At 68.6% G+C, this 14923-nt stretch carries 13 protein-coding genes and 1 pseudogene; 5 read left to right on the plus strand and 9 right to left on the minus strand.

Translation table 11 applies throughout. From position 1 onward, the window contains the following. From ispF to rlmB, 3 genes are read left to right on the plus strand one after another with little or no spacing between them, the layout of a single operon-like run. Positions 1 to 477, plus strand: coding sequence for a 2-C-methyl-D-erythritol 2,4-cyclodiphosphate synthase (ispF, locus tag Q8814_RS04675; RefSeq protein WP_330150849.1), 477 nt, complete (start codon positions 1 to 3; stop codon positions 475 to 477). Between the two features lie 11 nt (positions 478 to 488). Then, positions 489 to 1883 carry a cysteine--tRNA ligase gene (gene cysS / locus Q8814_RS04680; protein WP_330150850.1) on the plus strand — a complete coding sequence of 465 codons (1395 nt, stop codon included), beginning with the start codon at positions 489 to 491 and terminating at the stop codon, positions 1881 to 1883. Beyond that, complete coding sequence (rlmB, locus tag Q8814_RS04685) at positions 1883 to 2842, plus strand: 23S rRNA (guanosine(2251)-2'-O)-methyltransferase RlmB (RefSeq protein ID WP_330150851.1); 960 nt, start codon at positions 1883 to 1885, stop codon at positions 2840 to 2842. The genes cysS and rlmB overlap by 1 nt, the downstream gene beginning before the upstream one ends. 79 nt (positions 2843 to 2921) lie before the next feature. Here the strand turns inward: rlmB and Q8814_RS04690 are convergent, their stop codons facing one another. From Q8814_RS04690 to Q8814_RS04720, 7 genes are all read right to left on the minus strand, one after another. Further along, positions 2922 to 3491, minus strand: coding sequence for a LysM peptidoglycan-binding domain-containing protein (locus Q8814_RS04690; protein WP_330150852.1), 570 nt, complete (start codon positions 3489 to 3491; stop codon positions 2922 to 2924). 626 nt (positions 3492 to 4117) lie between these two features. After that, positions 4118 to 4981 (minus strand): 5-oxoprolinase subunit C family protein, encoded by an 864-nt coding sequence (locus Q8814_RS04695; RefSeq protein WP_330150853.1) that lies wholly within the window; start codon positions 4979 to 4981, stop codon positions 4118 to 4120. A 30-nt stretch (positions 4982 to 5011) separates the two neighbouring features. Further along, a complete protein-coding gene (locus tag Q8814_RS04700) occupies positions 5012 to 5620 on the minus strand; it encodes a 5-oxoprolinase subunit B family protein (RefSeq protein WP_330150854.1) in 609 nt (202 codons plus the stop codon). 11 nt (positions 5621 to 5631) lie between these two features. Continuing rightward, positions 5632 to 6390 (minus strand): LamB/YcsF family protein, encoded by a 759-nt coding sequence (locus Q8814_RS04705; protein ID WP_330150855.1) that lies wholly within the window; start codon positions 6388 to 6390, stop codon positions 5632 to 5634. 56 nt (positions 6391 to 6446) lie between these two features. Next, positions 6447 to 7334, minus strand: coding sequence for a metal ABC transporter permease (locus Q8814_RS04710; RefSeq protein ID WP_330150856.1), 888 nt, complete (start codon positions 7332 to 7334; stop codon positions 6447 to 6449). Next, on the minus strand, positions 7335 to 8195 hold the full coding sequence (locus Q8814_RS04715) for a metal ABC transporter ATP-binding protein (RefSeq protein ID WP_330150857.1): 861 nt from the start codon (positions 8193 to 8195) through the stop codon (positions 7335 to 7337). Between the two features lie 26 nt (positions 8196 to 8221). Beyond that, positions 8222 to 9280, minus strand: coding sequence for a metal ABC transporter solute-binding protein, Zn/Mn family (locus Q8814_RS04720; RefSeq protein ID WP_408015835.1), 1059 nt, complete (start codon positions 9278 to 9280; stop codon positions 8222 to 8224). A 143-nt stretch (positions 9281 to 9423) separates the two neighbouring features. On the opposite strand from Q8814_RS04720, the gene Q8814_RS04725 reads away from it, so the two are divergent. Continuing rightward, positions 9424 to 10533 carry a LacI family DNA-binding transcriptional regulator gene (locus Q8814_RS04725; protein ID WP_330150858.1) on the plus strand — a complete coding sequence of 370 codons (1110 nt, stop codon included), beginning with the start codon at positions 9424 to 9426 and terminating at the stop codon, positions 10531 to 10533. Between the two features lie 16 nt (positions 10534 to 10549). On the opposite strand, the pseudogene otsB reads toward Q8814_RS04725, so the two are convergent. Both otsB and kstR read right to left on the minus strand, forming a co-directional pair. Further along, positions 10550 to 13076 (minus strand): annotated as a pseudogene (gene otsB / locus Q8814_RS04730) (trehalose-phosphatase). 109 nt (positions 13077 to 13185) lie between these two features. Further along, positions 13186 to 13839, minus strand: a complete 654-nt coding sequence (gene kstR, locus Q8814_RS04735) for a cholesterol catabolism transcriptional regulator KstR (RefSeq protein WP_330150859.1) — start codon at positions 13837 to 13839, stop codon at positions 13186 to 13188. A 90-nt stretch (positions 13840 to 13929) separates the two neighbouring features. On the opposite strand from kstR, the gene Q8814_RS04740 reads away from it, so the two are divergent. After that, on the plus strand, positions 13930 to 14923 hold a 994-nt coding region (locus tag Q8814_RS04740; protein ID WP_330150860.1), incomplete at its 3' end, for an acyl-CoA dehydrogenase family protein.

Genomic DNA, 14923 nt, shown 5'->3' on the forward strand with positions numbered 1-14923 from the left:
GTGCGAGTCGGAATCGGAACGGATGTACACCCGATCGAGGCCGGACGGCCGTGCTGGATCGCGGGCCTGCTGTTCGACGACGCGGACGGCTGCGCCGGGCACTCCGACGGCGACGTCGCCGCACACGCCCTGTGCGATGCCTTGCTCTCCGCCTCCGGACTCGGCGACCTGGGCTCGGTCTTCGGTACCGATCGTCCGGAGATGGCCGGCGCGTCGGGTGCCGCGATGCTGGCCGAGGTACGCCGACTGCTCACGGACGAGGGGTGGACGATCGGCAACGCCGCGGTCCAGGTGATCGGGAATCGGCCGAAGATCGGGCCGCGACGCGCGGAGGCGCAACAGGTACTGTCCGACGTGCTCGGCGCTCCCGTGACGGTGTCCGCGACAACCACGGACGGTCTCGGATTGACCGGACGCGGTGAGGGTGTGGCAGCGGTCGCGACCGCGCTGGTCCTGCGACGCGAAGACGAACGGTAGGATCGCTGGTCGTGACCTTGCGCCTTTTCGACACCGAAACGCGGGCCGTGCGGGATTTCGTGCCGCTGGTCCCCGGCCGTGCGTCGGTGTACCTGTGTGGTGCCACCGTGCAGGGTGAGCCCCATATCGGTCATGTGCGCAGCGGCGTGGCGTTCGATGTACTGCGCCGCTGGCTGACCGCGCAAGGCCTCGACGTCGCTTTTGTGAGAAACGTCACAGATATCGACGACAAGATCCTGCGGAAGGCCGCCGAGGCCGGTCGGCCGTGGTGGGAGTGGAAGACGACGTACGAGCGGGCCTTCAGCCGCGCCTACGACGCCCTCGGGGTGTTGCCACCGTCCGTGGAGCCCCGCGCGACCGGGCACGTCACCCAGATGGTCGAACTGATGCAGCGGCTTATCGACGCCGGCCACGCGTACGCCGCCGAGGGCGACGTCTACTTCGATGTCCGCAGTTTCCCCGAGTACGGCTCGCTGTCGGGGCACAAACTCGACGACGTCCACCAGGGTGAGAGCGCCGCTGCCGGCAAACGCGATCCCCGCGACTTCACGATGTGGAAGGCGGCGAAGCCGGGCGAACCGTCCTGGCCCACGCCGTGGGGGCGCGGTCGCCCGGGATGGCACCTCGAGTGCTCCGCGATGGCCGAGTTCTACCTCGGTGGAACATTCGACATCCATTGCGGCGGCATGGATCTGGTGTTCCCGCACCACGAGAACGAAATCGCGCAGGCCCGCGCGGCGGGAGACGGCTTCGCCCGGTACTGGCTGCACAACGGCTGGGTGACCATGGGCGGCGAGAAGATGTCCAAGTCGCTCGGCAACGTGCTCTCCATCCCCAACGTGTTGCAGCACGTCCGCCCGCAGGAACTGCGCTACTACCTCGGCAGCGCCCACTACCGCTCGATGCTCGAATACTCCGACGCGGCACTGCAGGAGGCGGCCGCCGCGTACCGCGGTCTCGAATCGTTCGTGATCAAGACGCGCGACCGCGCGGGTGAGGTTCCGGTGGGCACCTGGACGGATGCGTTCGCCGCTGCGCTCGACGACGATCTCGGTGTGCCCAAGGCGCTCGCCGAAATCCACGGTCGCCGCAGTGAGGGCAACAAAGCTCTCGACAACGGCGACCTCGACGACGCGGTGCGGATAGCGTCACAGGTGCGGGCCATGCTCGGCATTCTCGGTGTCGACCCGCTCGATCCGCACTGGACCGAGCGCTCGGGCGACGACTCGGCGGCGCTGAACGCGCTCGACGTGCTGGTCCGGGCAGAGCTCGAGCGGCGCCAGACCGCGCGGGCGGAGAAGAACTGGGCGGTTGCCGACGAAGTGCGCGACCGGATGACAGCGGCAGGTATCGAAGTTGTCGATACGCCGAACGGACCCGAGTGGTCCCTGAAAGCAGGACAGTGATGGCAGGCAATTCCCAGCGCCGCGGCGCGATTCGCAAGGGCGGAACGAAGAAGGGCCAGACCGTAGGGTCCGGTGGCCAGCGTCGCCGCGGTCTCGAACCGCGCGGTGCCACCCCGAAGGCCGAAGAGCGGACGTACCACCCCGCGGCCCGGCGCGCCCGTGCTGCGGCGAAGGCGACGGACACTCGTGGTCGTCGCCCGGCCGGACGCAAGCCCGAGGACGGCCCGGAGATGGTGCTCGGCCGCAACCCCGTCGTCGAGTGCCTGCGCGCGGAGGTGCCGGCGACGGCGCTCTACGTCGCGGTCGGCGCCGAGGCCGACGAGCGGCTCAAGGAGTCGGTGCAGCGCGCTGCCGACATGGGTATCTCGATTCTCGAGGTGGCTCGCACCGAACTGGACCGGCTCTCCGCGAACGGCATGCATCAGGGCATCGGGTTGCAGGTGCCGGCCTATCGCTATGCGCACCCCGACGATCTGATCGCGCAGGCCCGGCAGTCGCACGAGAAGCCGCTGCTGGTGGCGCTCGACAACATCACCGATCCGCGCAACCTCGGCGCGGTGATCCGTTCGGTGGCCGCCTTCGGCGGGCACGGTGTGGTGATCCCGCAGCGACGCAGCGCTGCGGTGACGGCAGTTGCGTGGCGTACCAGTGCGGGTGCGGCAGTGCGGTTGCCCGTTGCGCGGGCCACCAACCTGACCCGCACGCTCAAGGACTGGCAGTCCCAGGGTGTGCGCGTGGTGGGTCTCGACGCCGGCGGCGACACGTCCCTCGACGACTTCGACGGCACGGACCCCGTGGTGATCGTTGTCGGCTCGGAGGGTAAGGGCCTGTCGCGACTCGTCCGCGAGACATGCGACACGATCCTGTCCGTCCCGATGGCCGGCGACATGGAATCGCTCAATGCGTCGGTGGCCGCGGGTGTCGTGCTCGCCGACATCGCCCGACAGCGCCGGGCGTAGCGGCACGGGTGTAGAGCTGTGCCCCGCCACCGGTGGGGTGACGGGGCACGACGTGCTCTGAGATCAGCGGATCAGCGGATCACGGGATGGTCAGCACCTGACCGGGATGAATCAGGTCCGGGTTGGACACGCCGCTGGCATCGGCGATGCGCTGGTACTGGCTGCCGTCGCCGTAGAAGCGCTCCGAGATCGCCCACAGGGTGTCGCCCGAGGCGGCCGTGTAGGTGCGCGGCGCCGGAGGGGCAGCGGGTGCGGCTTCGGGAGCCGGGGCAGGAGCGGGAGCTGCCTCTGCGGGTGCGGCTTCGGCTGCCTTCGGGGCAGCGCTGTTGCTGGCCCACAGCGGCTTGTTGTCGCGGGAGTACAGCACGAGGTTGCGGTCGTCCTGCAGAGTCAGGCGCACGCCCGGGTTGCCGCTGGTCTCCGACGCCCACACGGCCTCGTTGTTGTCCTTGTACAGAACGAAGTTGCCGTCGTCCTGAACATCGGCGCGCACGGCACCGGAGCCGTTCGTGCCCGCCGCCCACACGGCCTTGCCGCGCTCGGACAGCACCAGATTGCCGTCCTGCTGCAGCGTCAAGGTGTACGCGCCGTTACCCGACCCGAGTTCCTGTCCTGCGCCGAGGCTTTGGCCCGCATTGAGAGAGCTCACGCTGTCCCTTTCGATCGAAGAAGTTCCACGGAGCCGGCACCGGGCCGAGCACCGCTACGCACAGTACTGCCGAACCACACAAACCGGATTTACCACCCCTCGAACGTCTCCTGAACTTCGGTGAAATCAGGTGGCGTCAGGGGAACCTCCCGGGTCGGCGCTGCGTCGAAACGGGCAGGGGCCACGGAGCAGAGGGGGGATCGATGGGATACAGCGTCGAGTTCGAAGGCCGATTCGAGATCACGCCGCCGTTGAATCGGCACGAGATCGAATTTCTTGCCGGGTTCGCAGGTTCTGCGAGCGGGCCGCACAACGCCGCGCACGACCGACTGCCGACCCGCGACCGTCCCCTGTCGTGGTGTCAATGGATCCCCACGGACGACGGCACGGCACTGGTGTGGGACGGCGACGAACGGTTCTTCCGGTACTCCGAGTGGCTCACCTATCTGATCGACGTTTTCCTCTCCCCGCGTGCACGGTTGCTGCGCGCACTGCGCGGGCGGCGGGATCGATATCCGGAATCGTTGGCGTACTTCACATTCGATCATTCCGTCAGCGGCATGATGCATGTTCGCAGCAGCTCGGGGCGCGTCGAGCGGATCACTGTGTGCGCCAACGTCGTCGGATCACCGCATTCGAACGAAGCGCACCCGGTGTCCGGGGCGCAGCTGTGCCGCCACGGGACGATCGGCTGCGGTCACCACCGCGATCACCGGATCTCCGCCGGTGACAGGGTGATCCGCGAGAAACAGCACGGGATTCCCCTCGGGCGGAACCTGCAGCGATCCCGCCACGAGTCCCTCGGTGGGTAGTTCGCCGTGCCGTGCCCGGTGCAACGGTCCCGGGCCGCGTAACCGAATCCCGATACGGTCGAGTTGCGGTGTGACCATCCATGTTTCGTGTAGAAGCGCATGTACGGAACCGGGAGTGAACCAGTCGTCGCGCGGGCCCGGCCTCACGCGCAGCGTCGCCGGGTCCGGAAGAGGTGGAGGCGGCGGGATCTGATCCTCGGTGGGGAGCTCGTTCGCCAGAGCACCCACCAGCAGGCGGTCGCCGGCGCGCACCGGGTCGGGGCCGGTACCGGACAGGGTGTCGGTGGCGCGGCTGCCGAGTACCTCCGGTACGTCGACGCCTCCGCGGACCGCGAGGTAGGTCCGCAGTCCCTCGGACGGGGTGCCCAGCCTCACCACGTCCCGGTCGTGCAGCCGGAGCATCGCGTAGTCGCCGACCGGCCGGTCGCCTACGGAAACCTCCACCCGCGCCCCCGTGACGGCGACGATCGTTTCGCCGATGCTGCGGACGGCGAGCCCGCCGCCGGTCACCTCGAGGGTCGCGGCGCTCGGATGGTTTCCGACGAGCCGGTTCGCAGCGTCGTGCGCCGCGCGGTCGGCGGCTCCCGATTCGGTGAGCCCGACTGCCGCGTGTCCGGGGCGGCCGCGATCCTGCACCGTGGTGAGCAGTCCGCTGTGAACAACCTCGAGCCATGCCATGCACGCATTCTCGCGCATGCCGGCCTGTGCTCACACCGCTTCGAACCGCACCGTCATGCCGGGCCGCAGCAATGCCGGCGGTGTCCGGTCCGGTTGCCACAGCACCTCGGTGGTGGTTCCGATCAGTTGCCAGCCGCCGGGAGAACGGCGCGGATAGACGCCGGAGAATTCACCGGCCAGCCCGACCGCTCCCGCGGGGACCGCTGTGCGCGGAGATCCGCGCCGCGGCACGTGCAGGCGCTCGTCACTCCCGGCGAGATAGGCGAAGCCGGGTGCGAATCCGCCGAACGCCACGGTCCAGATTCCGCTCGTATGAGCCTCGACGACACCGTCGACGCCCAGTCCGGTCAGCTCGCCCACCTCGACCAGATCGGGGCCGTCGTAACGGACCCCGACCACCCGTTGCCGATCTTCGCCGGGGTCCGGAGGGACAGGTGCGGTGCTGTCGACCCAGCGCCGCACCGCGTCTGCCGTCGTCACCATGGGGTCGAAGCGCACGAGCAGCGTGCGCGCGGCGGGCACGAGGTCGACGATGCCGTGCGGTCGTGCAGCATCGAGTCCGCGGAAGCACGCGAGCACCTCGCGCAGAGAATCGAATTCGGCCAGCACAGCCGCGTCGCCGGAACGGAGGAGCCTCACTGCCCGGCCCCTCACGTGAATGCGCGGACGTCGATGTTCTCGGCGTCCAGCAGGGCCCGCACAGCCGTGGCCATAGCGGCGGCGTCCGGGGAATCGCCGTGAATGCAGACCGATTGCGCGCTGACCCGGACATCGCTGCCGTCGATCGCGGTGACCACGCCTTCGGTCACCATGCGCAGGACCCGCCGGGCCACCTCGTCCGGATCGCGGAGCACCGCGCCCGGTTCCCGGCGGGAGACGAGTGTGCCTTCGGGTGTATAGGCGCGGTCGGCGAACGCTTCGGTCACCACGGCCAGCCCGGAGTGCTCGGCCTCCTCGAGGAAAACCGAGCCGGACAGACCGAGGACGGGCAGCGAGTCGTTGTATGCGCGGATCGCGGCGACGACCGCTCGCGCCTGATCGCGATGGTGCACGATCGCGTTGTACAGGGCACCGTGGGGTTTGACGTACGAGACGTGGGAGCCCGCGGCCCGGGCCAGACCATCGAGGGCGCCGATCTGATAGATCACCTCGGCCGTCAGATCGGCCGGAGCGACGTCGATGAAGCGGCGTCCGAATCCGGTGAGGTCGTGATAGCCCACCTGGGCGCCGATCCGCACCGTGAGTTTCGATGCCGCCCGGCAGGTATCGAGCAGCAGCGCCGGATCGCCCGCATGGAAACCGCACGCGATGTTGGCGCTCGTGACCAACTCGAGCATGGTCTCGTCGTCACCGAGACGCCACTCGCCGAAGCCCTCGCCGAGGTCGCTGTTGAGATCGATACGGGTCACGACGCAATTCTAGGACGGACGGTGAGACAGCTCCGACCGTGAGACAGCTCCGACGGTCACGCAGCCACGGGTGCGCGTCGTCCACCGCCGGTTCGGCGTCGAGCCGACCCGATGATCCGGCACACCACGTAGATGGCGAAGGCGATGGTCGTGATGAAACTCGACACCGGCACCCCCGGGGCGAGCGCGAGCAAGATCCCGCCCACCGCCGCGACTTCGGCGAACACCACCGACAGCACGGTCGCGGCGAGCGGCCCCCGGGCGACCCGCGTCGCGGCTGCGGCGGGGGTGATGAGCAGGGCCATGACGAGCAGCGCGCCGACGATCTGCACGCCCAGAGCGGCGGTGATGCCGACGAGCACCGCGAAGACGATGGACAGCGCCCGCACGGGAACGCCGCGTGCGGCAGCGACCTCCGGGTCGGTGCTGGCGAACAGCAACGGGCGGTACATGAAGACCAGTGCGCCGATCACGATTGCCGCGCATGCCGCGAGGAGCGCGATGCCGGTGCCTCCGGGAGCGACGATCTGACCGGTCAGCAGCGAGAATGCGGCACCGGTGCGCCCGTCGTAGGCCCACAACAGGAGCACCGCGACACCGAGCCCGAACGCCATGACCACCCCGATCACGGAGTCGCGTTCGCGGGCGCGCGTGCCGAGCAGACCGAACAGGATTGCCGCTACCACCGCGCCGGCCACCGCGCCGAGCCCTACCGACACTCCGACGAGCAGGGCCGCGGCCGCGCCGGTGAGCGACAGCTCGGACGTTCCGTGCACCGAGAACGCCATCTGGCGGCTGATGATGAGCGGTCCGATCACACCGGCGAGCAAGCCGAGGATCGCGCCCGCGAGCAACGCCTGCTGCACGAAGTCGTATTGCAGGAGCTCGGCGGTGGTTTCGAAATCGAACAGCCGTCCCATGGCGTCGGTGAACTTGCTGCTCATCTAGTGATCCTCGTGATGGTGGTGGACGCCCTCGCCGGGGCGCAATCCGCCGGCGCTGCCGAGCGCGTCGATGGCGTCGCCGGTGCCGACCACGACGAGGCGGCCGCGCATCTCGAGTACCTCGACGTCGGTGCGGTACAACTCGGACAGCACCTCGGAGGTCATCACCTCGGCGGGTGTGCCGATGCGGAACTGGCCGTCGACCAGATACAGCACGCGGTCGACCAGCGGCAGAATCGGGTTGATCTCGTGGGTGACGAACAGCACCGCGGTGTCGTGGTCGCGGCGGCGTCGGTCGATGAGCGACGACACCAGATGCTGGTTGGCGAGGTCGAGGCTCAGGAGCGGTTCGTCGCAGAGCAGAACCTGCGGATCGCCGACGAGGGCCTGTGCGACACGGAGCCGTTGTTGCTCGCCGCCGGAGAGCGCGCCGACGGGTGCGTCCGCGTACGCTTCCGCTCCGACCTGAGCGATCGCGGCCTCCACCGCTGCCTTGCGGGTTTTCCAGTAGCGGATGCCGGTGCCCCAGCGGTGCCCGTCCACCCCGAGGCCGACGAGGTCGCGTCCCCGCAGCGGCACACCTTCGTCGAGGGTCTTCTGCTGCGGCACGTAACCGACGTGGGAGCTGCCGGCGTGTGCCGGCACACCGGCGACGGTGGCCGTGCCGGAGCTGAGCGGGAGCTGCCCGAGCAGCACCTTGAGCAACGAGGTCTTTCCCGCGCCGTTGGGTCCGAGCACGGCGACGAACTCGCCGGGACGGACCGCGAGATCCAGGTCGCGCCAGAGTATGCGTTCACCGAAAGCCAGTTCGGCACCGCATAATTCGACCGCTGGTGGGCGGTCGGAAGTCGAAGGTGTCACCAGAGTCCGTGTTCTCGATCGGGCGGTCAGGGTGCGGTGTCGAGCGCGGCGGCGAGCGACTCGGCGGTCCGGGTCTGCCACTGAATGTAGTCGACGTTCTCGGGCAGAGTTTCGGAAACCTCCACCACGGGGATGCCCGCGCTTTCTGCGGCGCCGCGCATTTCGCGGCTCACCTTGTCTTCGGTCTGCGGGTTGTAGATCAGCACACGGACCTGCTTGTCGAGCAGCAGCTGCCGGGTCTGCGCAATCGCAGCCGGTGACGGGTCGGTGCCGTTGTCGATCGCATTGCTGAAATCGGGGGGCGTGAGGTCTTCGAGGCCGGTGGACGACACCAGGTACTCGGCGATCGTCTCGGTCTGCGCGATGGGTGCCCGCGGATGATCGGTGGCGATTGCGCTGGTCACGTCGGAGATCTCGTGCAGGCTCGCGTGGAATTCTGCGGCATTGGCGCGGTAGGTTTCGGCGCCTTCGGGGTCGAGCTCGGCAAGGCGTTCGGCGACGGCGTGTGCGACCGCGTCGGCTGTCGCGAGGTCGTACCAGACGTGCTCGTTGATGCCGCTGTGATCGTGTCCGGCGTGGGGATCGTCCGTGGTTTCGCCCGCGTCGCCGGCGTGCTCGTCTTCGCTGTGGCTGCCGGCGTCTGCCGTTGTTTCGGGGGCGGCGTCTGCTTCGGTGCCGTGGTCGTGGCCTGCGTGCAAGTCACTGTATTCACCGGATTCGAACAGTGTGAACGCATCGACGGTCAGTGCGTTGTGGTTCGTGGAATCCAGGATGTCGTCGACGAACTGGTCGTAGCCGCCGCCGTTGTAGACGACGAGTGACGCGTCGCTGATCGCGGCGGCGTCGAGCGGGCTGGCTTCGTAGGAGTGCGGATCGGCGGACGGTTCGTCGATCAGCGACTCCACCTCGATGCGGTCACCTGCGACGGCCTGGGCGATCGATCCCCACACGTTGGTCGACGCGACGACGCTGAGTTCCTCGCCGGAGCCGGATGCGCTGCCGGAGGTGTCGGTACCGCATGCCGCAAGGGCGGTCGCGCACACCGCGGCAGTGGCCGCGAACGCGGCGCGGGAGGGCAGTCGCACTGATCTTTCTCCTGGGTTCGACGTCGGGAGGAAGCCACCCAAACGTTATTGGAAACCGTTACCGTTCCACTTTAGCGGATTCTCGGGCCCCTTTTACCCGGCCCGCCTGCTCGTGACGAGACACACAGGGATACCGTCCGTGCATGTCCAGGTCCCGTCAGCCGCGTCGACAGGCGACGCTGGCGTCGATCGCCGCCGAGCTGAAAATCTCGCGCACCACCGTCTCCAATGCCTACAACCGGCCGGACCAGCTGTCTGCCGACCTGCGCGACCGCGTCTTCGAAGTCGCCAAGCGCCGCGGATACGCCGGACCCGACCCGATGGCGCGCTCGCTGCGCACCCGCAAGGCCGGTGCCGTCGGCGTGCTCCTCACCGAGGCGCTGAGCTATTCGTTCCGCGACCCCGCGGCGATGGCGTTCCTGTCGGGCCTGTCCGAAGCATGTGAATCGGCAGGCCAGGGCCTGCTCCTGATTCCCGCCGGTCCGGGGCGCGCCGACGAGGAGGCCGCACAGGTCGTGCATCGCGCCTCCGTGGACGGCTTCGTCGTCTATTCGGTGCCACCCGGCGACCCGTACCTCGCGGCCGTGCTCGAACGGCACCTGCCGGTGGTCGCCTGCGACCAGCCGCGCGAGATCGAGTCCGCGCCCGTGGTCGGCATCGACGACCGGCGCGCGATGCGCGATCTCGCCGCGCATCTGATCAGTCTCGGACACCGTGAGATCGGGATGCTGTGCATGCGCCTGGGGCGGGACCGGCACGACGGTGTCGTCGACGTCACCGATCTCGGGGCAGAACACTTTCACGTCCAGCGCGAACGGATCCTCGGGGTGCAGGATGCGATGCGCCAGGGCGGGCTCGACCCGGCCGGACTGACCGTCGTCGAGCGCTTCACCCACACGTCCGACGACGGGTACTCCGCGGCCGCCCAGATCAGTGCGGTGGCTCCACGAATCACCGCCCTGATGTGCACCACCGACGTGCTTGCCCTGGGCGCGCTGCGGTGGGCGCAGGAGGCGGGGCTCGATGTGCCCGGGCACCTGTCGATCACCGGGTTCGACGGCATCGACGAAGCGCTGCGCGAGGGCTTGACCACCGTGCGCCAACCGCAGAAGGACAAGGGCCGCCGCACCGGTGAGCTGCTGCTCGCGGCGCCGTCGCACACCGGGGTGCCCGCCGTCGAGACCCTCGACACCCAATTGTGGTTCGGGAAGACGTCGGGTCCGGTCGAGAGCGCGGAGTGGTACGCCGAATAGCAGCGGTGTTCGGGGATCAGTCCGCGGCCAGCAACTGCGCGCAGCGCAGCAATCCGATGTGGCTGTAGGCCTGCGGATGGTTGCCCAGCGACCGTTCCGCCACCGGATCGTATTCCTCGCTGAGCAGACCGGTCGGCCCGGCCACCGCGACGAGCTGCGTGAACAGCGCTTCCGCGTCGGAACGGGCGCCGATGAGTAGATACGCCTCCACCAGCCACGCCGCACACAGATGGAATCCGCCCTCGGTGCCCGGCAGGCCGTCGTCGTGCCGGTAGCGGTAGACCGTGGATCCGCTGCGCAGCTCCGCTTCGGTGGCCTGCACGGTGGCGTGGAATCGTTCGTCGGTCGGGTCGATCAACCCGGTCAGTCCGATGAACAGGGTTGCAGCGTCCAGATCGGTGCCGTCGTACGCGGCGGTGTACGAGCGGACGTCGTCGTTCCAGCCCGTCCCGCAGCTCGGCCCAGCCGTCACCGGCGGGCCGGCCGAAGGTGTCGGCCAGGATCAGTGCCCGGTCCACGGTGACCCATCCCATGACCTTCGAATACATGTGGTGCCGGGGATTGTCCCGGATCTCCCAGATCCCGTGGTCGGGCTCGAACCAGCGTCGCTCGACGGCCGTGACCATCGAGCACACCAGATCCCAGTCGCGGTCGGTGAGTGCCTGCGCGTGCGGGACACCCTGCTGTTCGCGGTGGTGCGCGAGCGCCGCGATCAGGTCGACGATCGGGCCGAACACGTCCAGCTGCACCTGCTGATTGGCGGCGTTGCCCACGCGAACCGGCCGCGATCCGGCGTACCCGGGCAGCGAGTCGAGCACGGCCTCCGGCGGCAGCGGACCGCCGGCAAGGGTGTACAGGGGGTGCAGCCGTTCGGGTCCGGGCAGTGTCTCGAGAACCTGGTGCACCCAGTCGAGGTAGTTCTCGGCTTCGGTGAGAGATCCGACGCCGACCAGTGCGTGGGCTGTAAGCGCGGCGTCGCGAAGCCAGCAGTACCGGTAGTCCCAGTTGCGGACGCCGCCGATCTCCTCGGGCAGCGACGTGGTCGCTGCGGCCATGATGGACCCGGTCGGTTCGTGTACGAGGCCACGCAGCGTCAACGCGGACCGCTTGATCAGGTCCGGCTTGAGCGACGGCAGCCGGAGGCTGGCCGCCCACTTCCACCAGTACGCTTCCGCTTCCGCACGACGATCCACTTCCGACACCGGATGCGGCTCGAGATCCTCTGTTCCGCAGCGTAATTCAAGGATGATGTCGTTGTCGGTGGGGTCGACGACGGCGTGGGCGGTCTGGTGGGCGCCGTCGGTGGTGATGTCCCAGCGCACGCCCGGCGACCGCAACACGTAGGGCTCGTTGAAGCCGAAGACCCTGATGCCCTCGTCCTCCACCTCCAGTTGGACCTGCCCCTGTCCGAACTCCGGGCGGGGCGCGAAGGTCACGACCGCGGTCGCCCGGCCGGTGATGACCCGGGTCAGATCGGTGCGACCGGGCGCCACGTCGTGCGGCAGGTAGTCGATCACCGCGAGACTCGCCCAGCGGGTGACGACCGTCATGGTGGCGTCGACGTAGCGCTGGCTCAGTGGCAGCGCATTCCGGGTGGGGCCGATGGTGAAGTGCCCGGCAGCGTCACCGCCGAGAAGGTGCGCGAACACTGCCGCCGAATCGGGTTCGGGGTGGCACAACCAGGTGATCGTTCCGTCGGGTGTCACAAGCGCCTTCGACCGGGGACTCGCCAGCATGGTGAGCCGCTCGATCGGCGCGACGTGTGCTCCCGACAGCCACGTGCGACGCTCCTCGAGCAGGAATGCGAGCGCGGCGATCACGTCTTCCGAGGTGTCGATCCGGAACGGGGCGGTCGTGTCGCCGTCGCCGACCTTGATGCCCACGTCGGGTCCGTGCAGCGACGCGAACGCCTTCTCGTCCGCGACGTCGTCGCCGAAGAACACCGTTGCCGTGGCGGCGTCCTGGTGCCGGATGATGTCGAGTGCGCTGCCCTTGTCGGTGGGTACCACCGACAGGTCGATCACAGCTCTGCCCTCGGTGACCTGCACGCCCGGCCGGAGCGCAAGCTCGCCGCGCACGATCGTGACGGCACGCTCTGCGTCCTCGGACGTGGCATTGCGCACGTGCAGTGCGGCGCCGGCGGGCTTGATCTCGACATGGACACCGTCGAACCGTGATGCCACTGCTTCGAGACCGGTGATGATGGACCGCAGCAGCTGTTTGGCCTCGACATCGATGTCGTGGACGAAGCCGATGTCGAACTCGGAACCGTGACTGCCGACCAGCTTCACCTCGACCGGAAGCCGGGACAGCGCGGCAAGATCCTTCAGCGCACGGCCCGAGATCACTGCCGCCGACGTCGACGGCAGGGCAGCGAGCCCGCGCAACGCCCGGACGGCCTCGGTATGCGGATACGCCCTGTCCGGATCGGAGACGATCGGAGACAGGGTGCCGTCGTAATCGGTGGCGACCAGCAGTCGCGGCGTGCGCGCGACCGCCACGAGGGCACGACGGAGGTCGATCGGAAGGTCTTGGGCACTCACCAGTTCAAAGGTAAGGGACCGCGACGGGATAAGCTCCCCCGCTACCGCCCCGAAGACGGTGTTTCCTGTTACATCGCCCGTCGTTTCGGACGAAAGCCGCTACCCGGCGTCAGGCCTGGGCGGGAGACGACAGTCGAGGTCCGTCGCCGAGGAGCAGGTCCACAGTCAGCTCGAGGCGCCGCGCGACATCCGTCGCGGACGAGCGGCGGGTCAGCCACGCCACGAGGTTCGACAGCCACACATCGCTGATGACGCGCGCGATCGCCAGTTCTTCTTCGGTGGGTTCACCCTCGTTCATGGCCTTCGCGAACAGCCGGTCCATGAGCTTGCCGACCTGGTCCACTTCGGCCGCCGCGGACGCGTCCGCGAACATGAACGCGCGGGTCATGGCTTCGGTGAGCAGAGGATCGCGCTGCATCGCCTTGGTGATGAGGCTCAGGATCAGGTGCATGCGTTCGAGGGGGCCGTGGCCGGGCGGAATCTTGCCTTTACCTTCGATCCGGGCGAATTCCCGGCCGAGTGCCGACACCAGCAGGTGCACCTTCGAGGGGAAGTACCGGTACAGGGTGCCCACGGCCACATCCGCGCGCTCGGCGACGGCGCGCATCTGCACGGCCTCGTAGCCGCCCTTGGACGCGAGCGCGAGCGTGGCGTCGAGGATCCGCTTGCGTCGTTCCTTCTGCGCGTTGGAGCTGAGGTCGTCCTCGGTGAGTGCGGTCAGCGTTCCGTTTCCGCTGGAACGTGAGCGAGACGGGGTGGTCATTGATCGTTTCCTCACACCTTGACTCTGAACCGGTGTCATATTAGAACACGTTCTAGGCAATGATGTCATTCCGAAAGGCGGAGATCCGCTGTGAGTATCGCCACCACCGAAGAGCAGCGGGCTGTTCAAGCATCCGTCCGGGCCTGGTCACGCGCCTCGGCGCCCATCGACCACATCCGTCGACACCCCGACGACACGTGGCGGAAGGGGTGGGCCGCACTCGCCGAATTGGGACTGTTCGCCGTCGCCGTTCCCGAGGCGTCGGGCGGATTCGGTGCCACCACCGTCGACCTCGCCGTGATGCTCGAGCAGGCCGGGTACGAACTCGCCACCGGACCGGTGCTGACCACTGCCGCTGCGGCCGTCGTGTTCGGACGCGGGGGAAATGTCGCGGCCGAGACCGCCGCGCTGCTGGCCGAAGGGGCCCTGCCCACCGCCCTCGCGCTCGATGCTGTGGTGGCAGCGGAACCGACCACGGACGGTTTCGTCCTCACCGGTGACGCCGGGCCTGTGCTCGCGGGCGAACCCGGTGTCGCCGTCCTGGTGCGCTTCACGGACACCGGCGCCGGCACTGCCGACGGCGGGACCGAGCACTGGGCGCTCGTCGATGCCGGCGCCGGTGGACTGCATGTCGAGGCGCTCGACACGATCGACAAGTCGCGGGCACTGGCCCGCGTGCGCCTCGACGGCGTCGCTGTCGCACGCGACCGTGTCGCGACCGCTCCCGCCGGTTTCGTCCGCGATGTCGCGGCCGCCCTTGCCGCAGCGGAACTGGCCGGGGTCGTGGGATGGGCCCTGACCACGGCCGTCGAATACGCCAAGATCCGCGAACAGTTCGGTAAACCGATCGGCTCGTTCCAGGCGGTCAAGCACCTGTGCGCCGAAATGCTGTGTCGCGCAGAGAAGGTGCGTGCGGTGGCGTGGGATGCGGCCGGTGCCGTCGACGCTGCCCCCGGCGAACTGCCGATCGCCGCCGCGGCAGCGGCCGCGGTCTCGCTCGACGCCGCCGTACAGACCGCCAAGGATGCGATTCAGGTTCTCGGGGGCAGCGGATTCACGTGGGAGCACGACGCGCACTTCTACC

It is taken from the genome of Rhodococcus chondri (assembly GCF_036327435.1).
GTDB lineage: Bacteria > Actinomycetota > Actinomycetes > Mycobacteriales > Mycobacteriaceae > Rhodococcus > Rhodococcus chondri.